Genomic DNA, 18,645 nt, shown 5'->3' with positions numbered 1-18,645 from the left:
GAGATGCGCTGGAGACGCGCCACGAACAAGCCCGGGAACGCCCAGCCCGGAGACTTCCTCGTAGCGGCACGCCCCGTGCCGCAGCATCCGGGGAGGCTCTCGTGCCCGTACAAACCACCTATCCCGGCGTCTACATCGTCGAGCAGAAGTCGGGTTCCCACGTCATCACCGGGGTGTCGACGTCGGTGACCGCGTTCGTCGGTGCGGCGCGCAAAGGCCCCGGCGACACCCCGGTGGCCCTGACCAGCTTCGCCAGCTACATCCGCACCTTCGGCGACGTCATGGACACGACCCATCCCATGGGCCATTCCGTGGGCCTGTTCTTCGCCAACGGTGGCACCCGGGCCATCATCGTCCGCGCCCTCGGCGGAGGAGCAGCCCAGGCGCTCTTGGCCCTGCCCGCGGCGAACGGCCTCGTCGTGACGCTCACCGCCCGCTCCCGGGGCGGGTGGGCCAACGGCACCGGTGGTGGCTCTGGAGCGCAGACCGGGCTCTTCGTCGAGGTCAGGGGCGCAGCCCAGTTCCCCGACGACCGGTTCACCCTCGTCCTCACCGAGTGGGCTCCCGGAGTCGGAGGAGGTCCGGCCAGCGTCATCAGCCAGGAGACCTGGTCCGAGCTGTCCATGTCGCCGGGCAGCCTGCGCTACGTCGAGACGGTCCTGGCGGCGAGCACCCTGGTGACAGCCGCCGTCAGCGGCGCGCCGGCGCCCGCCCCTGCGGCGGGAACCTCGACCGGCACGGTCGCCGTGACCGGGGCAACGAACGTCAACGTCAGCGGCAAGGCCATCCGCCTCTCGGTCGACCAGGGCCCTGCCACCGACTACGTCCTCTTCCCGACGGAGAACCCGCCCGTCGCGCACACCGTCAACGACGTCAAGGCCGAGATCAACGCACCCACCTCGATCTGGCCGGTGAGCGCCAACATCTCGGGCGGCAGCTTCGTCCTCACGAGCAAGACCACCGGGCTGGACAGTGCGGTCGTCGTCGGCCTGATCGGTCTGAACGACGCGTCGGAGGACTTCGGCCTCGGCGTCGCCCGCGGCGGTACTGAGGTGGCCGGTTCGGCGCCCTACCGCCCGGCGGTTGCGGCGCCCGCCGGACTCGCTGGTGGTGGCGACGGTTCGACTCCCACCGCCTCCGACATCGTCTCGGCGAGTGCCGGCCAGGGGATGCTCGCCCTCGACGTCCTCGACTTCCCGCGGTTCAACCTGCTCTGCCTGCCCGGCGTGACGACGAGCGATGCCGCCCCGGTCAACACCGCGCTCGACTACTGCCGTCGGCAGAACGCGTTCCTCGTGGTCGACCCGGCAGCCGCGCTCACGCCCGCCCAGCTCAAGACGGCAGCCAACGTCCTGCGTGCCCAAGGCGCCCACGGCGCGGTGTACTGGCCGCGGTTGGTCACCGCCGACTCGACACCCGACGGGTTCGGCGCGAGCGGAGCGGTCGCCGGCATCATGGCGCGCACCGACTCCTCGCGGGGTGTCTGGAAGGCCCCGGCCGGCCTCGATGCGGGCGTCGCGGGCGCGCTGGGTGTCACCGCCCCCACCAACGACGACGTCTCGGGCGACCTCAACCCGCTCGGGCTCAACGTCCTGCGAACCTTCCCCGGCGCGGGACTGGTCGTCTGGGGTGCGCGGACCCTCGCCGGCAGCGACGTCCTGCAGAGCGACTTCAAGTACGTGCCGATCCGGCGGCTCACCGACTACCTGTCCGCGAGCCTCTACCTCGGCACGCAGTTCGCGGTGTTCGAACCGAACGACCCGGACCTGTGGGCCCAACTGCGGCTCGCGGTGGGCGGCTTCATGCGCGGGCTGTTCCAGCAGGGCGCGTTCCAGCAGTCCGAGAAGCGGGCGGAGTCCGACAGCTTCTTCGTCATCTGTGACTCGAGCGTCAACCCGCAGACCGAGATCGATGCGGGGCGGGTGAACGTCGTCGTCGGCTTCGCACCGCTCAAGCCGGCCGAGTTCGTCGTCATCACGATCACCCAGATCAGCCAGGCGGGAGAGTGACATGGCCGAGTTCACGGTGAACCCCACCCGGTTCGACCCGTACAAGACCCACATGTTCCGGGTGAAGTGGGACGGCGTCTACGTCGCCGGCCTGTCGAAGATGTCGCCACTCAAGCGGAGCACGGCGCCGGTCACGCACCGGGTCGGGGGCGACCCGGGCCGGGCGCGCAAGAGCCCCGGGCTGACGACCTACGACGCGGTCACCCTCGAGCGGGGCGTCACCCACGACCCGGCCTTCGAGGCGTGGGCCAACAAGGTGAGCACCCTCGAGCAGCCGGGCATCTCGCTCAAGGACTTCCGCAAGGACCTCATCGTCGACGTGTTCAACGAGGCCGGCCAGAAGGTCATCAGCTACAAGCTGTTCCGGTGCTGGGTCTCGGAGTACCAGGCGCTGCCGGCCCTCGACGCCGCGACAGCAGCGGTGGCCATCCAGAGCATCAAGCTCGAGCTCGAGGGCTGGGAACGCGACCCCGACGTCACCGAACCGGCCGAGCAAGCCGTGTGAGATGGACACCGGGCGCACGGCCTCACCGCTGGCCCTGCTGGCGGCGGCCTTCGAGGACGGCACCGACCTGCTGAGCCAGGCGGTGGCCGTCCTGCGCGCCCGACCCGACCCCTTCGAGCTCGCGTTCTACGGGGTCGACGACCCGGCCGACCTGCCGGTCGGGGCAGCGGACCGGCGTCTGCTCGCGGCATACGAGGACCTGCGTGGTGCGCCCCTCGACGTGACTGTCCGGTGCGATGCGTGCGGCGCGCTCACGACGCTGTTGCTCACCTCGTCCTCGGTGGGCCGGCACGTCTGGGCGTCGACGCTGACGGGCGACGGGGGCGGGCTTCGCGAGCCGTCGTATGCCGACCTGCTGGCGGCCGCGCGCGAGCCCGCCGCGATCCTGGACCGGTGCCGTCTGGGCGCTGCGCAGGTGTCCGACGAGACGGGCGCGAGCTGGGCCGACCTCGACCGCGCTGAGCAGTCCCTCGCTGGGCCGCTGCGCTCGGCGTGCGCAGAGTGCGGTGAACCGGTCGTGGCCGATGTGGACGTCGTCCCGCTCGTGCTCCGCGGGCTGGCGGTCGCGTGCGCCGAGCTCGACCGTGAGGTGCACCTGCTCGCCTCGACCTACGGATGGGACCTGCCGACCATCGAGTCCCTGCCCGACCAGCGCCGTCAGCGGCTCGCCGCGCTCGTCTCCGGAGTGGCCTGATGAGCGCGCCGCCCACCGCCGGGCGTGCGACCGGACCTGCAACCGGGCGACCCCCGGGTGGACTGGCCCGGGTCCTTTCGCGCGCGGCCCTGCCGCCGGTGCCCGTACCGAGCACGCTCACCGAGCCCAGCGAGCCCAGGTCCGTCCCGCTTGCGCCGCTGACCGTGCCGAGCGATGCCCTGCCGGACGGCAGCGGGGGCCGGCCGAGCCAGTGGGGGCCGTCGATCCGGCCGGCAGCGCGCCGGGCTGTGCAGACCGAGCCGGCATGGCCCGCCGTCGCCGCGTCAGACGAGGCTGCGGCCCTCGATGGGCCGTGGTCCCGCGCACCATGGACGGCGACGATGCCAGGCGGTGGCGCGCCGGCCCGGGTCGACGACGGTTCGCGGCTCGCCCGGGCGCAGGTTCGACCGGCACCGACGCTGGCCGCGCCGTGGACCTCCCCGAGCCTGCCCCCGGGCGGCCTGTGGTGGCGCGTCCTGGCGGCACCGCGCCGGCCGGTGCGGGCATCGGGTCGGGCATCGGGTCAGGCATCGAGTCGGGCATCGAGTCGGGCGTCCCGTCGGTGCGACCGTGGTCCGCGACAGCGCACCCGCCGCTGGACCCGACGTCGGGCCGGTTCCGGCCCGACTCGGTGGCCACCCAGGATCCGACCCCGACGACCGTCGCGCCACCCGAGTCCCTCGGTCCTCGGACCAGCCCACCAGCGGCGGAACGGCGCGATGGAACCAGTCCCCCGGCACCGCCCGCCCCGGCACCACAGGTCGTCATCGGCCGGATCGAAGTGCAGGTGGATTCGCCTGCGGCTCAACAGGATCCATTCGCCGGATGCCGGCTCGTCGCCGCCGGGATCACGGCTCGACGAGGAGGTGCCTGGTGACCCTGTTCACGCCAGGTCCACCCGTCATCGCCGGGGTCGACGAGGTGCTCCGCACCCTCACGACCGAGGCCCTCAAGGGCCTCGCGAACCCGGTCGGCGTCAGCGTGGGTCCGCTCGACCGGCCGGTCGACGGCGCGCGGCTCAACTGGTTCCTCTACCGGATCGAGCCGTCCACGGCATACGTGAACATGGAGTACCCGGTGAGCGGCTGGCGAACCCGCCGAGGGCACCCTCCGCTGGCCCTCACGTTGCGGTACCTGCTCTCCGCCGACCCCGGTGAGCTCGCCGCCCAGGGCAGCGAGGACGACGTCGTCCACGCCGGCCTGTCCGCGGTCATGTCGGCGTTGCACGACAACGGGATCTTCGGAATCGACACCCCCCGTCGCGACCGGGCCCGACCGGTCGGTGGGTGACGTCGCCACGGCGCTGGTCGGGATGCTCGAGCCGTTGCGCATCACGTCCGACCCGGTGGCCATCGAGACCGTGGCGGCCCTGTGGAACACCGGCTCCCACGCCCTTCGGCTCTCGGTGGGTTATGCCGTGAGCCTCGTGACCGTGCCCCCGCAGACCGGGTTCGTGGCGGGGCCGCCGGTCCAGGTGCGGCGCGTCGGCGTCGCTCCCGCGCTCGTGCCCGTCATCGCCGCGGTCGTCCCGTCGACGGTCTCCTTCGACGAGCCCCTCGCCCTGCGGGTGCGCGGCCTCACCGACGAGCGTCGGGTCACGCTCGGGCGGCTGGCCGGCGACCCCGACGACCCCACCGATGGCCGGCCGGACCCCGTGCACACCCACAGCACCGGGCCGTGGACCCTGCCTGCGACGACCACCGACAACGGCCTGCTCGTCCACCTCCCGAACGACACCGTCGTCGCGGGACAGCGTCCGCTCGTCGTCACCAACCTCGCCGACGGTCTGCCCGCCGGCAGCGGGCACGCGATGGTCACCGTCGTGCCGGTCGTCGTGTCCGCCTCGGCTCCGCTCCAGGCCGGGGTCGACGTCACCCTCACCGTGCGCCACGCGACCGCCGATGGCGAGGTGTTCTTCGGCGGCGCGTCGGCCCCGTATGCCGTGCTCACCCCGACCACTGTCCGGGCGACGGTGCCCGCGTTGCCGGCGACGGGCACCGTGCCCGTGAGCCTTCGGGCCGGCACCATCAGCGGCCCGACCACGGACCTGGCGGTGGCGCCGTGAGCGCGGCCGCCGCAGGGACCCCGGTCGAACCAGCCGTCGACCGGCTGCCTGCCGGACGGGGGCGGGAGGACCCGCGGCTGGCCGCCTGGCGGGACATCCTCGCGGGCGCGGCGACCGCGGCCCTGCGCGCCTACCGTGCCGCCTGGTCGACGGACGACCTCGACGACGCGTCCCGAGCCACCGCCGGCGTGGGAGTGCTCGATCGGCAGCTGGCAGCGCGGAGCGTGCGGGGCCGGACGTTCCACGACGCACTGCCGTCCGAGGGCACCCTCGCCGCGATCGCGGCCGCAGCCGGGCTCTGCGCCGGGGACGAGGCCCTGCTCGCGGCCGCGTGGTGGACTGCCGTCGACCCCCAGCTCGCCGTCGCGTTCGGCTGCCTCCACGACGATGCGCGCCGCAGGTGGGCCACCCCAGCCAGCGTCCGGCTCAGCCTGGCCCCGCTTGGCGTCGACGTGCCCGTCGTCGTCGGCGAGGCCTCACCGCTGGTCCGGTACGGGCTGCTCGACCCCGCCCCGGGACCCGCGCATCCCCTGACCCTCACCGCCGCCTCGGCCGACCTGCTCGTCCGTCCCGTCCGGGTCGATGTGACGACCAGACCCGTTGCCCCTCGCCTGAGCACGGTCGCCACCCGGCTCGCCGACCTCGTCGCGGCGGGGGGTCGCGTCCTGGCACGCTGTGCCGCCGACGACGACCGTGAAGCCCTGCGTGACGCGGTGGCGGGTCGGCTCGGTATGCCGGTCGCGACGAGCCCCCGGTCCCCCGGCCTGAGCTCGCTGCTCCTCACCCTCGGGCGCGAGCTTCCCGCCATGCTGCTCGGCGTCGGCGAGAGCCCGCCGGACGGCTGCGTCCTCGCCCTCGGGCCGGCGGACGCGATATCGCCGCCCGGCTGGCACCTGGTCGACGTGCCGGCCCCGGCCCTCACGGCAGCGGAGCACGAGTGGCGGACTGCGTTGCGAACAGCCGGGATCCGCGTCGCTCAAGCCGACCTCACGGCATACGCGAGCCGGCTCCCGTTGGGCGAGCGCGGGATCGCCGAGGTCGTGGCCCGAGCGGTCGCCGCCGCCCGGGCCCGCGGTGGCCAGCCCGACGGCGACGACATCGCGGCTGCGCTGCGCGGCCAACCCCGACACGATCCGGCCGGGCTGGCCCGACAGGTGCCGGCCACGACGCGGCTGGCCGACCTCGTCCTGTCGGCTGGCACCCGCGAGGGGCTCGACGAGGTCGTCGCCCATGCGCGCTGGTCGGCCGCCGCCCACGAGGCGCTGCACCTCGAGGGGGTTCGGGGGCGCGCCGTGGTCGCGCTGTTCCACGGACCGTCCGGGAGCGGCAAGACGGCCGCGGCCGAGGCCGTCGCGGCAGCGGTCGACCGCGACCTGTGGGTCGTCGACCTCGCCAAGGTCGTCAGCAAGTGGCTCGGTGACACCCAGCGCAACCTCGACGCCGTGCTCGGCGCGGCCGCTACCGCAGGCGTCGTGCTCCTGTTCGACGAGGCCGATGGCCTGTTCGGCAAGCGTGGCGAGGTCACCGACGCCCGCGACCGGTACGCCAACCTCGAGATCGACCACCTGCTCCAGCGGATCGAGCTGCACACGGGGGTCGTCGTCCTCACCAGCAACCGGCCCGCCGCGCTGGACGAGGCCTTCGCCCGGCGGATCCGGCTCAGCGTCCGGTTCGACCTGCCCGACCACCGTGACCGCGAGGAGCTGTGGCGTCGGATCCTGCCCGGGCGACTGCTGGCGGCCGACACGGACACCGCGTGGGCCGCGCGTGAGGAGCTGTCCGGGGCGGCGATCCGGGCCGCCGCACTGTCCGCGACGGTACTCGCGACAGCCGACGGGTCGGCGGTCACCGCAGCCCACCTGGAGACCGCTGTCCGGCGCGAGCTCGAGAAGACCCGGCGCCACCTCACGGCGAGGACGGTGCCTCGTGGCCAGTGACCTGCACGTGCGCGTCGAGGCCGAACCCGTGCCCGGCCTGCTCCGGCCGGCCATCGAGGCCGCGCTCGCGGGCCTGCCGTGGCCGGCCGGACCCGAGGCCCAGGTCGCTGCCGCCGTCGCGGCGGCGGTGCGTGACTCGTCGTGGGGTGGCGCTCCCTCCGGGCGTGGCGCGTCCTCCGGCGAGGCCAGAAGGGCAGGGACGAACCCATGACGGTCCGCGGCATGCTCCTGTCGTTCTCCGACCCGGTGGCCGGCATGGTGCCGACCCTCGTGCCCTTCCAGTACAACCCGTCCGAGGTGAGCCGGGTCCTGCGCGTCGCACCCGGCGCGACCGGCGGGTCGGGACTTCGGGTCGGGGCTCCTCCGACCGAGACCTACACGTTCAAGCTCGAGCTGGACGCCCTCGACGCGCTCGACAAGCCAGTCACCGGGACCCTCGGCGTCGGCCCGCTGCTCGCCGCGCTCGAAGGCATGCTGGAGCCCGGCGGCGGCGGCCTGGCCGCGCTCGTCGGTGCGGTCGCCTCGGTGCTCGGTGGCGGTGGCGGTGCACCACCGGTGCCCGCTCCGTCCCTCCCGCTGGTCATCCTCGCGTGGAGCCCGGAGCGGATCGCGCCGGTGCGGATCGACTCCTACACAGCGCGCGAGACCGGTTTCGACAGCGCGCTTCAGCCGGTCCAGGCCACCGTCGACCTGTCGGTCACCGTGTTGCGCGACCGCGACCTCAACGCCGACCAGACCCTGGCCAACGTCATGGCCACGGCATACCAGGCGGTGCGGACCGGCCTCGCCCTCGTCGGGGTCGCCCAGGGCGTGGAGCTGATGACATGAGCGGCCGCTATGCCGGGCAGGCCCAGCTGGCCGTCCCGCAGGACGACGGGACGACCCGCCCGCTCTCGACCCCGCGGGTCAGCGTCCAGCCTGCTGCCGACGTCGTCTACCCGGTTCGGGACGGCGACCGGCTCGACCTCCTTGCCGGTGCAGCGCTCGGCGACTCGACCAGGTGGTGGGTCATCGCGGACGCCAACCCGCGCGCCAACGCACTCGACCTCGAACGCACCGGAACCCCCCTGGCGGTGCCGCATGCCTGAGACCCGCACCTCGATCACCGTCAACGGTTCCCCCCTCGGGCCGCATGACCTCGACCTCGTCCAGACGCTCAGCCTCGAGGAGACTCTCGGGGCGCAGGACAAGGTGAGCATCACCGTCCAGCTGGTCACGAGCGACCGCAGCGCGTGGACCTCGTCCCTCGACCCGCTCGTCGCGCCGGCCACGCCGTTCCACGTCACCCTGACCCGGGGCAGTGACGTCGTCGAGGTGGAGGCCCGCAGCGTGAGCGCCAGCTGGCAGATCGCTCCGGGCGGGACCTCGACCCTCACGGTCGAGGGCATGGACCGCAGCGTCGAGCTGGACCGCCAGGACGTCCAACGGCTCTGGCAGGACACCAACGACGCGGCGATCGCCGAGACGATCTTCACCGAGCACGGCCTTGCCCCCCAGGTCGACAGCACGCCGAGCGGCGCCGACTCCGACACCTACTCCCCGCAGCAGAGCGCGACGGACTGGGCCTTCCTCAAGGGGCTGGCCGGTCGCAACGGCTTCGACCTGCACGTCGAGTCGGTGGGTGGCGTGGTGACCGGGGTCTTCCGCAAGGTGGACGTCACGGCAACCGCCCAGGCCACGCTCGCCCTGGGCTACGGACCGCTCGGGGGCGGCGCGACCGCCTCGGTCCAGCTGCTCGCCGGCCAGGAGGTGCACGTGACGAGGACCGTGCCCGGAACCAGCGACACGGACGTCGCCAGTGACAACGGGCAAGGACATGCGATGGGGACGCGCTCCCTCGGCGGCGTCACCCTGGTCCGCACCAACACCGCCGGAGCGGTCAGCGTGCTGGACGCGCAGTCGACGGCCACCGCCATGGCCGAGCGGAGCGCGTTCGGGGCGACCCTCAACGTGACCCTCACCTCGGCCGACTCCCCGCTCATCCGGGCCCGACGGACGGTGACGGTCGCCGGGCTGGGCGAGGCGCTCGACGGGTTGTGGCTGGTCCGGTCGGTGCGGCATACGGTCACCCCGGGTGGGCACAGCCAGGCCCTCGGCCTCATCCGCAACGCCCTGGGCAACCCCGCCGAGGCGGGCGCTGGCGGCGGTCTCGCTGGCGCCGTCGGCGCGGTCGGCGCAGCAGTTGGGGTGTCGCTGTGAGCCCCGTCGAGATCTCCGACCTCAACCTCAGCGCAGGCGCGAACGACCACACCCGCTACTACGGGCTGTTCGCGGGCGTCGTCACCGACAACAACGACCCCGACTCCAAGTGCCGGATCCAGGCGTCCGTGCCGGAGGTCCTCACCAACGGCAACACCGGCTGGTGCCTCCCGGCGCTCCCCTACACCGGCGACGGCGCCGGGCTGGCCGCCGTGCCCCCGATCGGGACCCAGGTGTGGGTCCAGTGGCCGCGCGGCGACCTGTCTGCTCCCCCGGTCTGGTCTGGCGGGACGTACAGCGCGGGCGGCGCGGTCCAGGGCGCGGGGCCCAACACGGTCATCCTGCTCACCCCCGGTGGGCACCGGCTCGAGCTCGACGACGACGGGACGGCGCTCACCATCACCTGCTCGCAGGGACCCGTCATCACGCTGGACTCGTCGGGCGTCAGCATCGACAACGGCCAGGGCGCCACGATCGTCATGCAGGGCCCCAAGGTCGACGTCAACGACGGTGCGCTGGTGGTGCAGTGATGCCCGGCTACCTGCTCACCTCGGCCACCCAAGCGACCTGCCCGCACGGGGCGCCGGTCAGCTTCGTCCCCAGCCAGTCCAGCGTGCTGGCCGACAGCGCCCCCGTCCTGCTCGTCTCCGACCAGGCCACCATCGCCGGCTGCTCGTTCGTCGTCGGCACCGTCGCGAGCCCGTGCCTCACGATCCAGTGGCTGGCCCCGGCGACCCGCGTCATGGTCACCCAGACACCGGTCCTGCTCAGCACGAGTGTCGGTCTGTGCCTCAACCCCGCCGCGGCGCCGCAGGGCCCGGCCCAGCTCTCGTCCTACCAGCAGCGGGTGCAGGGCACATGACGACGATGCGGTTCCCGGTCCAGCCGTGGCAGCTCGGTGGCAGCCGCCGGCTGGCGACGCGTATGCCGCTCGAGCACCTCGACGACCTGGTGCGGCTCGTCCTGCTGACCGGTCCGAACGAACGGCTCCACCGCCCCGGCTTCGGCGCCGGGCTCGGGGCATCGACCCTCTTCCAGCCGCTGTCGACCGACCTTGCCGGCACCGTGCGCGCTCGGGCCCGCGGCAGTCTGACCTCCGCCCTGGGCGACCGGCTCGACGTGCTGGACGTCATCGTCAGCGTCGCGGACTCCACCCTGTCGGCGGAGGTCGTCTACCGGCCCAAGCCGGCAGGCGAGACCCGGCGCGTCACCCTCACCCTGCCGGCGGCGGCACTGTGACCAGGGGGACGCGGTGACGACGACGGCATACGACCCCTGGACCCAGCCGGAGGAGCCCGAGGCCAGCCCCGTCCTGCGTCCCAAGGCCCTCTTCGCGGGTGGTCCGGTGATCGGGCTTCGGGCGGCCGGGTGCACCGCAGCCGGGGTCGTGCGGACCGTCTCGGTCTGGCTGTACGCCGACCCGCAGCCCGGGCTCGTGGCCGCGGCCTTGTGGACCCTCGACGGCGGCCCGGCCCAGGTGGCCGTGACCGTGGTCGGCGCCGGCACGGTCGTTCCCGCCGGCCTCGACGTCGACGGCAACCCGGTTCCGGCCCATCTCGACCTGCCGGTCCAGGCCAGCGGTGCGGCCCTGCCGGGCCAGGCGCCGTACCGGCTCGGCATCGACCCGGCCGGCCTCGCCGGGCTGGGGCTCGACCTCGACCCGCTCCGTCGCTACCTGCCGGTGCGGCTGCGCCCCGAGTGCGGTGAGGTGCCCGACTGCATCACGATCCCGCCGAGCCCGCCGCCGCTCACCCCGCCCGACTACGACACCCTGGCCCGCGACTACACCGGCCTGCGCGCGATGCTCGTCGAGCGGCTCGGTGCGCTCCAACCGGCATACGACCCGTCGCCCGCGGACCACACGATCACCCTGCTCGAGCTGATGGCGCACCTCGGCGACCTGCTCGCCTACCGACAGGACCGGGTCGCCACCGAGGCCTGGTTGGGAACCGCACGACGGCGCGCCTCGGTGATGCGGCACGCTCGGCTCGTCGACTTCGCGGTGCCTCCGCCGATCAGTGCGTCGGCCTTCGTCCAGGTGCAGGTCGCGCATCCCGACCTCACCGCGACCGATGCCAGTTTCGTTGTCCTGCAAGGCGATCTGGCGACTGACGCCGCAGCCGACCCCGACAAGGAGAGCGGTGCCGCCTGCTTCACCGTCGAGGTCGACGGGCCGCAGACCGTCTTCGCGTCCCACGGCGAGGTCGCCCTGCACGACTGGGGCGAGGTCGACGCCGTGCTCCCCGCCGGGGCGACGAGCGCCGTACTCGTCCGGCCGCCGGCCTCGGACGGCACACCCCTCGCGACGTGGCTCGCGCCCGGGGCGCTGCTCGGGTTCGAGGTCGTCGACCCGGGGCCGGCCGGGGCCCAGGCGACGTGGGCGACCAGGGGCCAGAACTGGCCTCCGGACGACGGCAGCGGCGCACAGACGAGGATGCCGCTCGCCAGCCACCCCGCGCAGGTCGTCACGCTGACGCACGTCGTCGCGATGACCGACCCGCTCGCACCGGCCCTGCCCCTCGTCCGGGTGTTCTGGGATGCCGCCGAGGCGCTGACCGCCGCCGTGCCCGTCTCGGTGGCGACCGACGCCGGCAGCCCTCGGGTCGGGGTCGCCCGGCTGGGTCTGGTCGCCGCCCACCACGGACTCCCGGTCGACGGTCCCGACGCGCTCGCCGCGTTCGACCCGCTCACCGGCGACACCCCCGACCCCGCCGTCACGGAGGTCGGCGACTACTGGCTCACCCGCGCGGCCACCGCGGGCCTCTCCTGCGCACCGGGAGGGCGGCCCTGGCAGGTGCGCACGCGCATCGGCCTGCCGAGCGGGGTCCCGGTCGAGGCGACGCGGGTGACCAGCCTGCTGCGTGCGCCCTCAGACGGCTTCGCGGTCGTCGTCGACCTCGACGACGACGACCCGCCGCGGCTGCGCTTCCGGACGGGGGCGCTCGGGCTCGTCCCCCCTGCCGACAGCGACGTCACCGTCCGCTACGAGGTCGGGGCCGGCGCCGCCGGAGCCATCGCCGCGAACACGCTCACCCGACTGGTGCGCACGACCACGCCGCTCGGGCAGCCGATCCTCTGGCTCGACGCGGGGGCCGGCGTCACCGCCCGGAACCTCACGCCCGGGGTCGGCGGCGACGAGGCGATGGGCCTGGACGTGGTGCGGCGCGATGCGCCCCAGGCGTATGCCGCGGTGCCGCGTCGTGCGGTCCTCGTGAGCGACCTTCCGCCGTTCGCCCGCACGGTCCCGGGCGTCGCACGGGCCGCTGCGCACCGCGACTGGTCCGGGTCGTGGCCGGTCGGGGTCGTCGCCGTCGAGACGACGACCGACCGGGCCGACCCCGACCTCGACACGGCCGTGGGCCAGGTCATGGAGGCCGTCCGCATGGCCGGCACCGAGGTCGTCACCCTGCCCGCCACGCCGGTGGGCCTGCTCATCGCCCTCACCGTGTGCCTCACCCCGTCCACCGAGTCGGCGACCGCACGGCTGCGGATCCTCGCGGCGCTGCGGCCAGGGCAGCCCGGGGCGGTGTTCTCAGCCGAGGCACACACGCTCGGCTCGGCCGTCTACACCTCCGCCGTCGTCGCTGCGGTGGCGGCGGTGCCCGGTGTCGATGCGGTGCGGGTCACCGAGGCCCGCCGGCTCTCCGACCCACCCGGGCAGAACGACAGCGTCCTGCTCATGGCCCCCGACGAGATCGCCGTGTGCGACGACGACGCGGCGGCGCCCGAGCGGGGCCGGATCGAGCTCACCATCGAGGGCGGCCGGTGACCCGCCCCCAGCCCCGCGACCTCGTCCCCCGCCCTGACCCGGCACCGGGCCAGCGCTGGCTGCGCCGTCGGCTCGCGGACCGGGTCGACTTCCGGGACGCCCTGCTCGCCTCGCTCGCCGAGGTGACCGAGCCCGGGGGCGGCCCCCTCGGTGAGCGGCTGGACGTCGCCGGCGACCCGACCGTGGTCCTCGTCGCCGAGCTGTGGGCCCGCGTCGCCGACTCGGTCGCGGCATACACCGAGCTCACCGCAGGCGAGCGCTACCTGGGGACGGCCCAGGACTGGACCGACCTGCGGCGCACGACGGACCTCCTCGGCCACCGGCCCAGCCAGCGCGTCGCTGCACACGGCTGGATCCGCTGCACCACCGACACCGGCGCCAGCCCACTCGTCCCCGCGGGCACCCGGGTCCAGGCGCCGGGCACGCCCACCCGGCCCGCGCAGGCGTTCGAGGTGGTCAGGGACACCCAGCTGCGTGCCGACTGGGCCGCGCTCACGGTCACGGCAGTTCCCCAGCCCACCAGCCCTCCCGGGGCGTCGCTGCGGCTGCTCAACGACCCCCGCTGGCGTCCTTCCGACCGGTTGCTCCTGGTCGCCGAGAAGCCCAGCGCGTTCGTGCCCGAGCCCACCGACTGGTGGGACTGGCTCGCCTGGTTCTACCTCTACTACTACGGCGTCGCCGCCACCCGGTCGGTCGTCGGGACGGTCAGCGTGACCAAGCGTGCCGACGACCTGGGCGCCTTCCTCTTCACGATGGACCGACCCCTGTCGGGCCTGCTCGCGCCGGCCGCCGGGACGACGTATGCCGCGTACCGGGTCCGCGCGAACCTCCAGCTCGCGCGACGCCTGGAGAAGCTCTCGTTCGTGAGCGGGACGACCGCCTCGACCGCGGACGTGACGTACTCGGGTGAGGTCGCGGCGATCCAGGCCAGCCAGCTGCTCGTCGTCGACGCGTCCGCGGCGACGCCCGGGCTGGGCATCGTCGTGTGGAACGGTTCGGGCGCCCTGGTCACGACGGTCGCGTCCGTCGGGTCGCTCGACTGGTCGGTCGCGCCAGGGACCAAGCACCGGGTCGGCGTGGTGACCCTCACCGACGCCCTGCCGCTCGCCCTCCAGAGCAGCGACATCGACGTCGCCCTCGTCGACGACCGGGTCCTCGCCCAGCACTACGAGCTGCCGCCGCTGGTCCACGGGGCGACGCGGCTGCGGGTCCACCCCAGGCCCCAGCTGGTGCCGGAGCGGATCGCGGTCCTCACCTCGACCACGTGGGAGCTGGCCAGCTGTTCGCTCGACGGGAGCGACACCCCCACCGACGTCGGGGGGATGCTTCTCGCGCTCACCTCCGGGTTCACCGGCGACGCAGTAGCCGCGCCCGCGACCTCGAACCTCGTGGCCATCCAGCACGGCACGACGAAGTCGGCCCCCCTGGCCGTGGCCGCTGGGTCAGCCATCGTGCCCGGCCCGGTCACCGGTGACGTCGACGCGGCTGGGACGGTCACCGACAGCCTCGTGGTCCGCGTCGCGGGCGTGCGGTTCGACGAGGTCCCGACCCTCTACGGCCGGGGATCATCGGAGCCGGTGTACAGCACGAAGATCGCCGCCGACGGCACCCTCGTCCTCGCGTTCGGCGACGGCGAGCACGGCGCGCTCCCTCGGGGCGACATCACCGCGCAGTGGCGAGTCGGTGGCGGCCTCGCCGGAGAGGTCGACGGACCGCTGATCGACACCCTCCTCGGCAGCGTCCGAGGCGTCCGCAAGATCGCCGGGGTCGGCGCCACGACCGGCGCAGCCGACCAGGAGGACCAGCTGCGGATGCGCCGGGCGGCCGCTGCGCGGATCCGCGCCCTCGACCGGGCGGTCTCGCTGGGCGACCTCGCCGACCTCGCGCTCACCGTCCCCGGCACGAGCCACAGTGCGGCCTGGCGTGGTGCCGGACCGCCCGGGTGCCCGTGCGGTGGCCTCGGTCTCCACCTCGCCTTCCTGCGTACGACGGAGACCGGTGCTCGCGCCCCGCTGGCCGCTGAGCTGCACTCGATGGCCGGTTATCTCGACGCGCGGCGGGATACCACCGTCGGCCTGTGCGTGTGCGCGGGAGTGGCGAGCGCCCTGCCCGTCACGGCGACGATCGCGACCGACCCCCGGCGAGAGCCAGCAGCCGTCGTGGCGGCCGTGACCGCGGCCCTCACCGACCCCACTGGTCCGCTTGCGGCCGCCCCGCGCGAGCTGGGCGTGCCGCTCGACGACAGTGACGTCGTCGCCGTCGTGCAGCCGGTCACGGGGGTCGTCGGCGTGGTCTCGCTGGCGGTCACGCCCGGCATACGGACCCCCTCAGCGGGCCAGGCCGGCATCGGTCGGACCCCTGCCGAGCGCTACGAGCTGCTCAGTGTCGGCGCCGTTTCGGTGGTGGCGACATGACGGCCGCGCCCCGCCGCGAGTTCCTCCGGATGCTGCCCCCGGCCGTGGTCGCCGGCTGGCCGCCCGGTGACGACACGCCACCGTCTCTCGCCCTCCTCGCAGCACTCCAGGAGCAGTGGTTCGGGCTCGCCGCCGATGTCGACACGATCCTCGACGACGCGTTCCCCGACAGTGCCGCGCAGTGGGCGCTCCCCTACCTCGCCGCGCTCCTCGGGCTGCCGCCGGACGCCGGTCGGCGGGAGATCGCGTATGCCACGGCGTTGCGCAGGCGCAAGGGGACCCCGGCCGCAGTCGAGGACTTCGGCGAGGTGGTCACCGGCTGGCCGACCCGGGTCATCGAGGGCTGGCGAACGACGTTGTGGTGCCAACAGCTGCGCCACCCCGTCCTGCGCACCGCGTCACTCGACCTGCGCCACGGCGAGAACCTCCTCGTCGGCACCGGGCTGGACCCAGCCCGCCGATCGGTGACCCCGGGCGGTCCGTACCACCCGGCCGCCGTGTCGGCCGAGGTCTTCCCGTGGCAGCTCGTGACCTACGACGCCGTCGAGGCAGCACCGCTCGGCGCAGGCAGGTTCGCGATGCACCCCCTCGGCGTCTCCGCGCCCCTGTACCTCGCGCCTCGACCCCTGGAGATCGCGAGCGACGCCGAGGACGAGCGACCGCCCGGTGTGCCGCCAGCGGCGAGGGCACCGCGGGGGGCTGCCGAGCTTCCGGTCCGGGCGAGCTGGCGGCTCATCGACGCGCTCGGCGCGGTGTCCTACGGTCCGGTGTGGACCCTCGCAGCTGACCACCCCCTGACTGCCGACGGTCCTTCCGGCCCGGCGCTCCTCGAGGTCACCGTCGACGGAGTTCCCTTGCCATGGAACAAGATCGGGCTCACCGCGCTGCCGCCCGTCGGCGCACCCACGCCCGCGGCCGACCAGGTGCTCGTCGACCCGGCGCGCGGCGTGCTCGTGCCCGGATCCGCGGTGACCGGCGTCCTGCGGACCACCTTCTACCGCGCGACACCCGGTGGGCTCGGCCCGGCCGCCAGCACCGCCGAACCCCGCGACGACGTCGGCGTCGTCATCGTCGTCGACCCCGCCCTCGGCACCCATCCGCCCGGCCAGACCGTCGTCGCCGACCTGGCTGGTGCCTTCACGGCTGCGGTCGCGGCGACGACCAGCCCGAGCGGACCCGACGTGCCGCAGGTCGAGATCCGGCTCGAGACGAGCGACCGGCTCGCCGCACCCGGTCCGGTGACCGGGTCGCCGACCCTGACCCGGTGGCGCATCGTCGCGCCGGTCGGCATGACCCCGGCCATCGTCGGTGACCTCGACCTCGCCCTGACCGGGGTGGCGGTCGAGCTGTCGGGGTTCTTCGTCACGGGGGACATCCTGATCGGACCGGACATGGCCGCCGTCGAGCTGATCGGCCTGGCGACCGATGCCACGGCAGGCAACGGTGTGCGGGTCGACCCCACCGCCTGGACCACCAAGGTCTTCGCCACGCACTGCCTGCTCGGGCCGGTCCGGGCCGACCTCGCGGCATACCCGGTCGAGCTGCACGACTGCGTCGTCGACGGCCGCGGCGCCCAGCCGATGCCGTGCGGCGGCGACCCCGGCGGCGACCTCACGCGCTCCTCCGTCGCCGCGGCCGACCGCTTCCCACCCGACCTGGTCGCCACGGGCGTGACCTTCGTGGGCCCGGTCGGGGCGGGTGAGGTGTGGGTCGCGGACTGCCTGTTCACCGTCGACCTGCGGACCACGGTCACCTCGACCGGGTGCGTCCGGTACTGCCAGCTCGGCCCCGCCGACGACCCGCAGGCGCACCCACCGGCCTACCGCTCCCTGACCAGCCCACTTCCGCCGTTCGGCGACGTCGGGCTCGACGGGTCGGGCTACTACGCGCCGCTGCTCACAGCCCCCGGCCCGCACCCCGCGGCGGCGGTCCTCATGGCGGCGAGTGACGGCGGCGAGATCGGCGCCTACCACCATGCGCGGCGCGGCCCGCTCGCCCTCCGGCTCGCCCAGCGGCTGCCGGAGATGACCCCACTGACCCTGCACACCCACCTGCTCATCGCCGAACCGGAGGACTCCTCATGACCGGTGACATGACCAGCGTCCCGCTGCGCGCCAAGGACCGCTGGACGTCCGCGCGGATGCAGCAGGGCCGAGTCCTCCTCGACACGGACTGGAACCTCGATCTCGACGGGCCCGCCCGCGACGCGCGCCAGCTCGCGGCCGACGCCATCGGCCCGGCTGGCGTGCCGATCGGCAGCACCGCCTTCCAGGTGTCGCTCGTCGGCGGCGCCCTGCAGGTCGGCGCCGGGACCATGTGGGTCGACGGCCTCCTCGCGCGCAACCCCGCGGACCTCTCGTATGCCGACCAGCCCCAGATCTCGCCGCTGCCCACCACCGGCACGTGGGTCGTCTACCTCGACGTCTTCCCCGAGGAGGTGCAGGCGGCCGAGGACCCCGCCGAGCTGCTCGACCCAGCGCTGGACGGCATCGACACGACGACCCGCACCCGAGTCGGCTGGCGGGTGCGGGTGGCCGCTGCCGAGACGCCGACCTGCGGCGGCGCAACGTTCCCGGCGGCGCTCAGCACCGGCCTGCTCGACGTCGTCCGCAACGCGGCGCCCGTCAACCCCGACCCCTGCGCCCCACCCGACGACCCGCGGACCCAGCTGCCGGACGGGCTGCTGCGGATCGAGGTCCTCGACGCGGGGACCGAGGCGACCGCCCGCTTCGGCTGGTCCTACGCGAACGGGTCGGACGCGGTCGCGGCCACCGTCGCCGGCACCGCCGTCACGCTCGCCCCCTCGCGCTCGGTGACCTTCCAGCCCGGCGACCTGGCCGAGGTGAGCACCCTCGCCCGTCGCGAGGACCGCGTCGACCACGGACCCCTGTTCACGGTCGCCACCGTGACCCCACAGGCGGGGGCGACCTCGTCACGCTCGGTGCCGCGAGCGCGCTGACCGGGAACCCACCGGGGACGTGCCTGCGCCGATGGGACGGCCAGGTCGTCGGCGCCGCCGCCCCGGTCACGCTCACCCTCGCGGGCAACGACAC

17 protein-coding genes are annotated in these 18,645 nt (G+C 74.2%); all 17 read left to right on the top strand.

Annotated elements, in window-relative coordinates; genetic code table 11:
- The first annotated feature begins 101 nt into the window (after window positions 1–101).
- The 17 genes from GKE56_RS01190 to GKE56_RS01110 all read left to right on the top strand — a co-directional run bounded on the left by GKE56_RS01190 (window position 102) and on the right by GKE56_RS01110 (window position 18,551).
- A complete protein-coding gene (locus tag GKE56_RS01190; RefSeq protein ID WP_195908204.1) occupies window positions 102–2,009 on the top strand; it encodes a phage tail sheath subtilisin-like domain-containing protein in 1,908 nt (635 codons plus the stop codon).
- A 1-nt stretch (window position 2,010) separates the two neighbouring features.
- Window positions 2,011–2,514 carry a phage tail protein gene (locus GKE56_RS01185; protein WP_154683007.1) on the top strand — a complete coding sequence of 168 codons (504 nt, stop codon included), beginning with the start codon at window positions 2,011–2,013 and terminating at the stop codon, window positions 2,512–2,514.
- A gap of 1 nt (window position 2,515) precedes the next feature.
- Window positions 2,516–3,208 carry a hypothetical protein gene (locus GKE56_RS01180; protein ID WP_154683006.1) on the top strand — a complete coding sequence of 231 codons (693 nt, stop codon included), beginning with the start codon at window positions 2,516–2,518 and terminating at the stop codon, window positions 3,206–3,208.
- Window positions 3,209–4,081: 873 nt separating this feature from the next.
- Entirely contained in the window at window positions 4,082–4,498 is a 417-nt protein-coding gene (locus GKE56_RS16805) for a Pvc16 family protein (protein WP_195908203.1), read from the top strand.
- Window positions 4,491–5,273: an IPT/TIG domain-containing protein gene (locus GKE56_RS01170; protein ID WP_154683004.1), complete on the top strand. Its 783-nt coding sequence runs from the start codon at window positions 4,491–4,493 to the stop codon at window positions 5,271–5,273. Before GKE56_RS16805 ends, GKE56_RS01170 begins: the two co-directional genes overlap by 8 nt.
- Entirely contained in the window at window positions 5,270–7,210 is a 1,941-nt protein-coding gene (locus tag GKE56_RS01165) for an ATP-binding protein (RefSeq protein ID WP_154683003.1), read from the top strand. Before GKE56_RS01170 ends, GKE56_RS01165 begins: the two co-directional genes overlap by 4 nt.
- The gene (locus GKE56_RS01160; RefSeq protein WP_154683002.1) at window positions 7,200–7,421 is read left to right on the top strand and encodes a hypothetical protein; all 222 of its coding nucleotides are present in this window, start codon (window positions 7,200–7,202) and stop codon (window positions 7,419–7,421) included. Before GKE56_RS01165 ends, GKE56_RS01160 begins: the two co-directional genes overlap by 11 nt.
- Window positions 7,418–8,038, top strand: a complete 621-nt coding sequence (locus GKE56_RS01155) for a hypothetical protein (protein ID WP_154683001.1) — start codon at window positions 7,418–7,420, stop codon at window positions 8,036–8,038. Before GKE56_RS01160 ends, GKE56_RS01155 begins: the two co-directional genes overlap by 4 nt.
- Window positions 8,035–8,298 carry a LysM domain-containing protein gene (locus GKE56_RS01150; RefSeq protein WP_154683000.1) on the top strand — a complete coding sequence of 88 codons (264 nt, stop codon included), beginning with the start codon at window positions 8,035–8,037 and terminating at the stop codon, window positions 8,296–8,298. The genes GKE56_RS01155 and GKE56_RS01150 overlap by 4 nt, the downstream gene beginning before the upstream one ends.
- Window positions 8,291–9,409 carry a contractile injection system protein, VgrG/Pvc8 family gene (locus GKE56_RS01145; RefSeq protein ID WP_154682999.1) on the top strand — a complete coding sequence of 373 codons (1,119 nt, stop codon included), beginning with the start codon at window positions 8,291–8,293 and terminating at the stop codon, window positions 9,407–9,409. Before GKE56_RS01150 ends, GKE56_RS01145 begins: the two co-directional genes overlap by 8 nt.
- Window positions 9,406–9,939, top strand: a complete 534-nt coding sequence (locus GKE56_RS01140; RefSeq protein ID WP_154682998.1) for a phage baseplate assembly protein V — start codon at window positions 9,406–9,408, stop codon at window positions 9,937–9,939. Before GKE56_RS01145 ends, GKE56_RS01140 begins: the two co-directional genes overlap by 4 nt.
- The gene (locus tag GKE56_RS01135; RefSeq protein ID WP_230209094.1) at window positions 9,939–10,271 is read left to right on the top strand and encodes a hypothetical protein; all 333 of its coding nucleotides are present in this window, start codon (window positions 9,939–9,941) and stop codon (window positions 10,269–10,271) included. Before GKE56_RS01140 ends, GKE56_RS01135 begins: the two co-directional genes overlap by 1 nt.
- Window positions 10,268–10,648 carry a hypothetical protein gene (locus tag GKE56_RS01130; RefSeq protein WP_154682997.1) on the top strand — a complete coding sequence of 127 codons (381 nt, stop codon included), beginning with the start codon at window positions 10,268–10,270 and terminating at the stop codon, window positions 10,646–10,648. The genes GKE56_RS01135 and GKE56_RS01130 overlap by 4 nt, the downstream gene beginning before the upstream one ends.
- A gap of 13 nt (window positions 10,649–10,661) precedes the next feature.
- Complete coding sequence (locus GKE56_RS01125; RefSeq protein WP_154682996.1) at window positions 10,662–13,178, top strand: baseplate J/gp47 family protein; 2,517 nt, start codon at window positions 10,662–10,664, stop codon at window positions 13,176–13,178.
- Window positions 13,175–15,592 carry a hypothetical protein gene (locus GKE56_RS01120; RefSeq protein ID WP_154682995.1) on the top strand — a complete coding sequence of 806 codons (2,418 nt, stop codon included), beginning with the start codon at window positions 13,175–13,177 and terminating at the stop codon, window positions 15,590–15,592. Before GKE56_RS01125 ends, GKE56_RS01120 begins: the two co-directional genes overlap by 4 nt.
- The gene (locus GKE56_RS01115; RefSeq protein ID WP_154682994.1) at window positions 15,589–17,676 is read left to right on the top strand and encodes a hypothetical protein; all 2,088 of its coding nucleotides are present in this window, start codon (window positions 15,589–15,591) and stop codon (window positions 17,674–17,676) included. Before GKE56_RS01120 ends, GKE56_RS01115 begins: the two co-directional genes overlap by 4 nt.
- Entirely contained in the window at window positions 17,673–18,551 is an 879-nt protein-coding gene (locus GKE56_RS01110; RefSeq protein WP_154682993.1) for a DUF6519 domain-containing protein, read from the top strand. The genes GKE56_RS01115 and GKE56_RS01110 overlap by 4 nt, the downstream gene beginning before the upstream one ends.
- Window positions 18,552–18,645 lie beyond the last annotated feature (94 nt).

The organism is Nostocoides sp. HKS02, assembly GCF_009707485.1.
Lineage (GTDB): Bacteria > Actinomycetota > Actinomycetes > Actinomycetales > Dermatophilaceae > Pedococcus.
The sequence above is the reverse complement of the archived record's forward strand: the minus strand, read 5'-3'. Positions and strand labels throughout refer to the sequence as shown.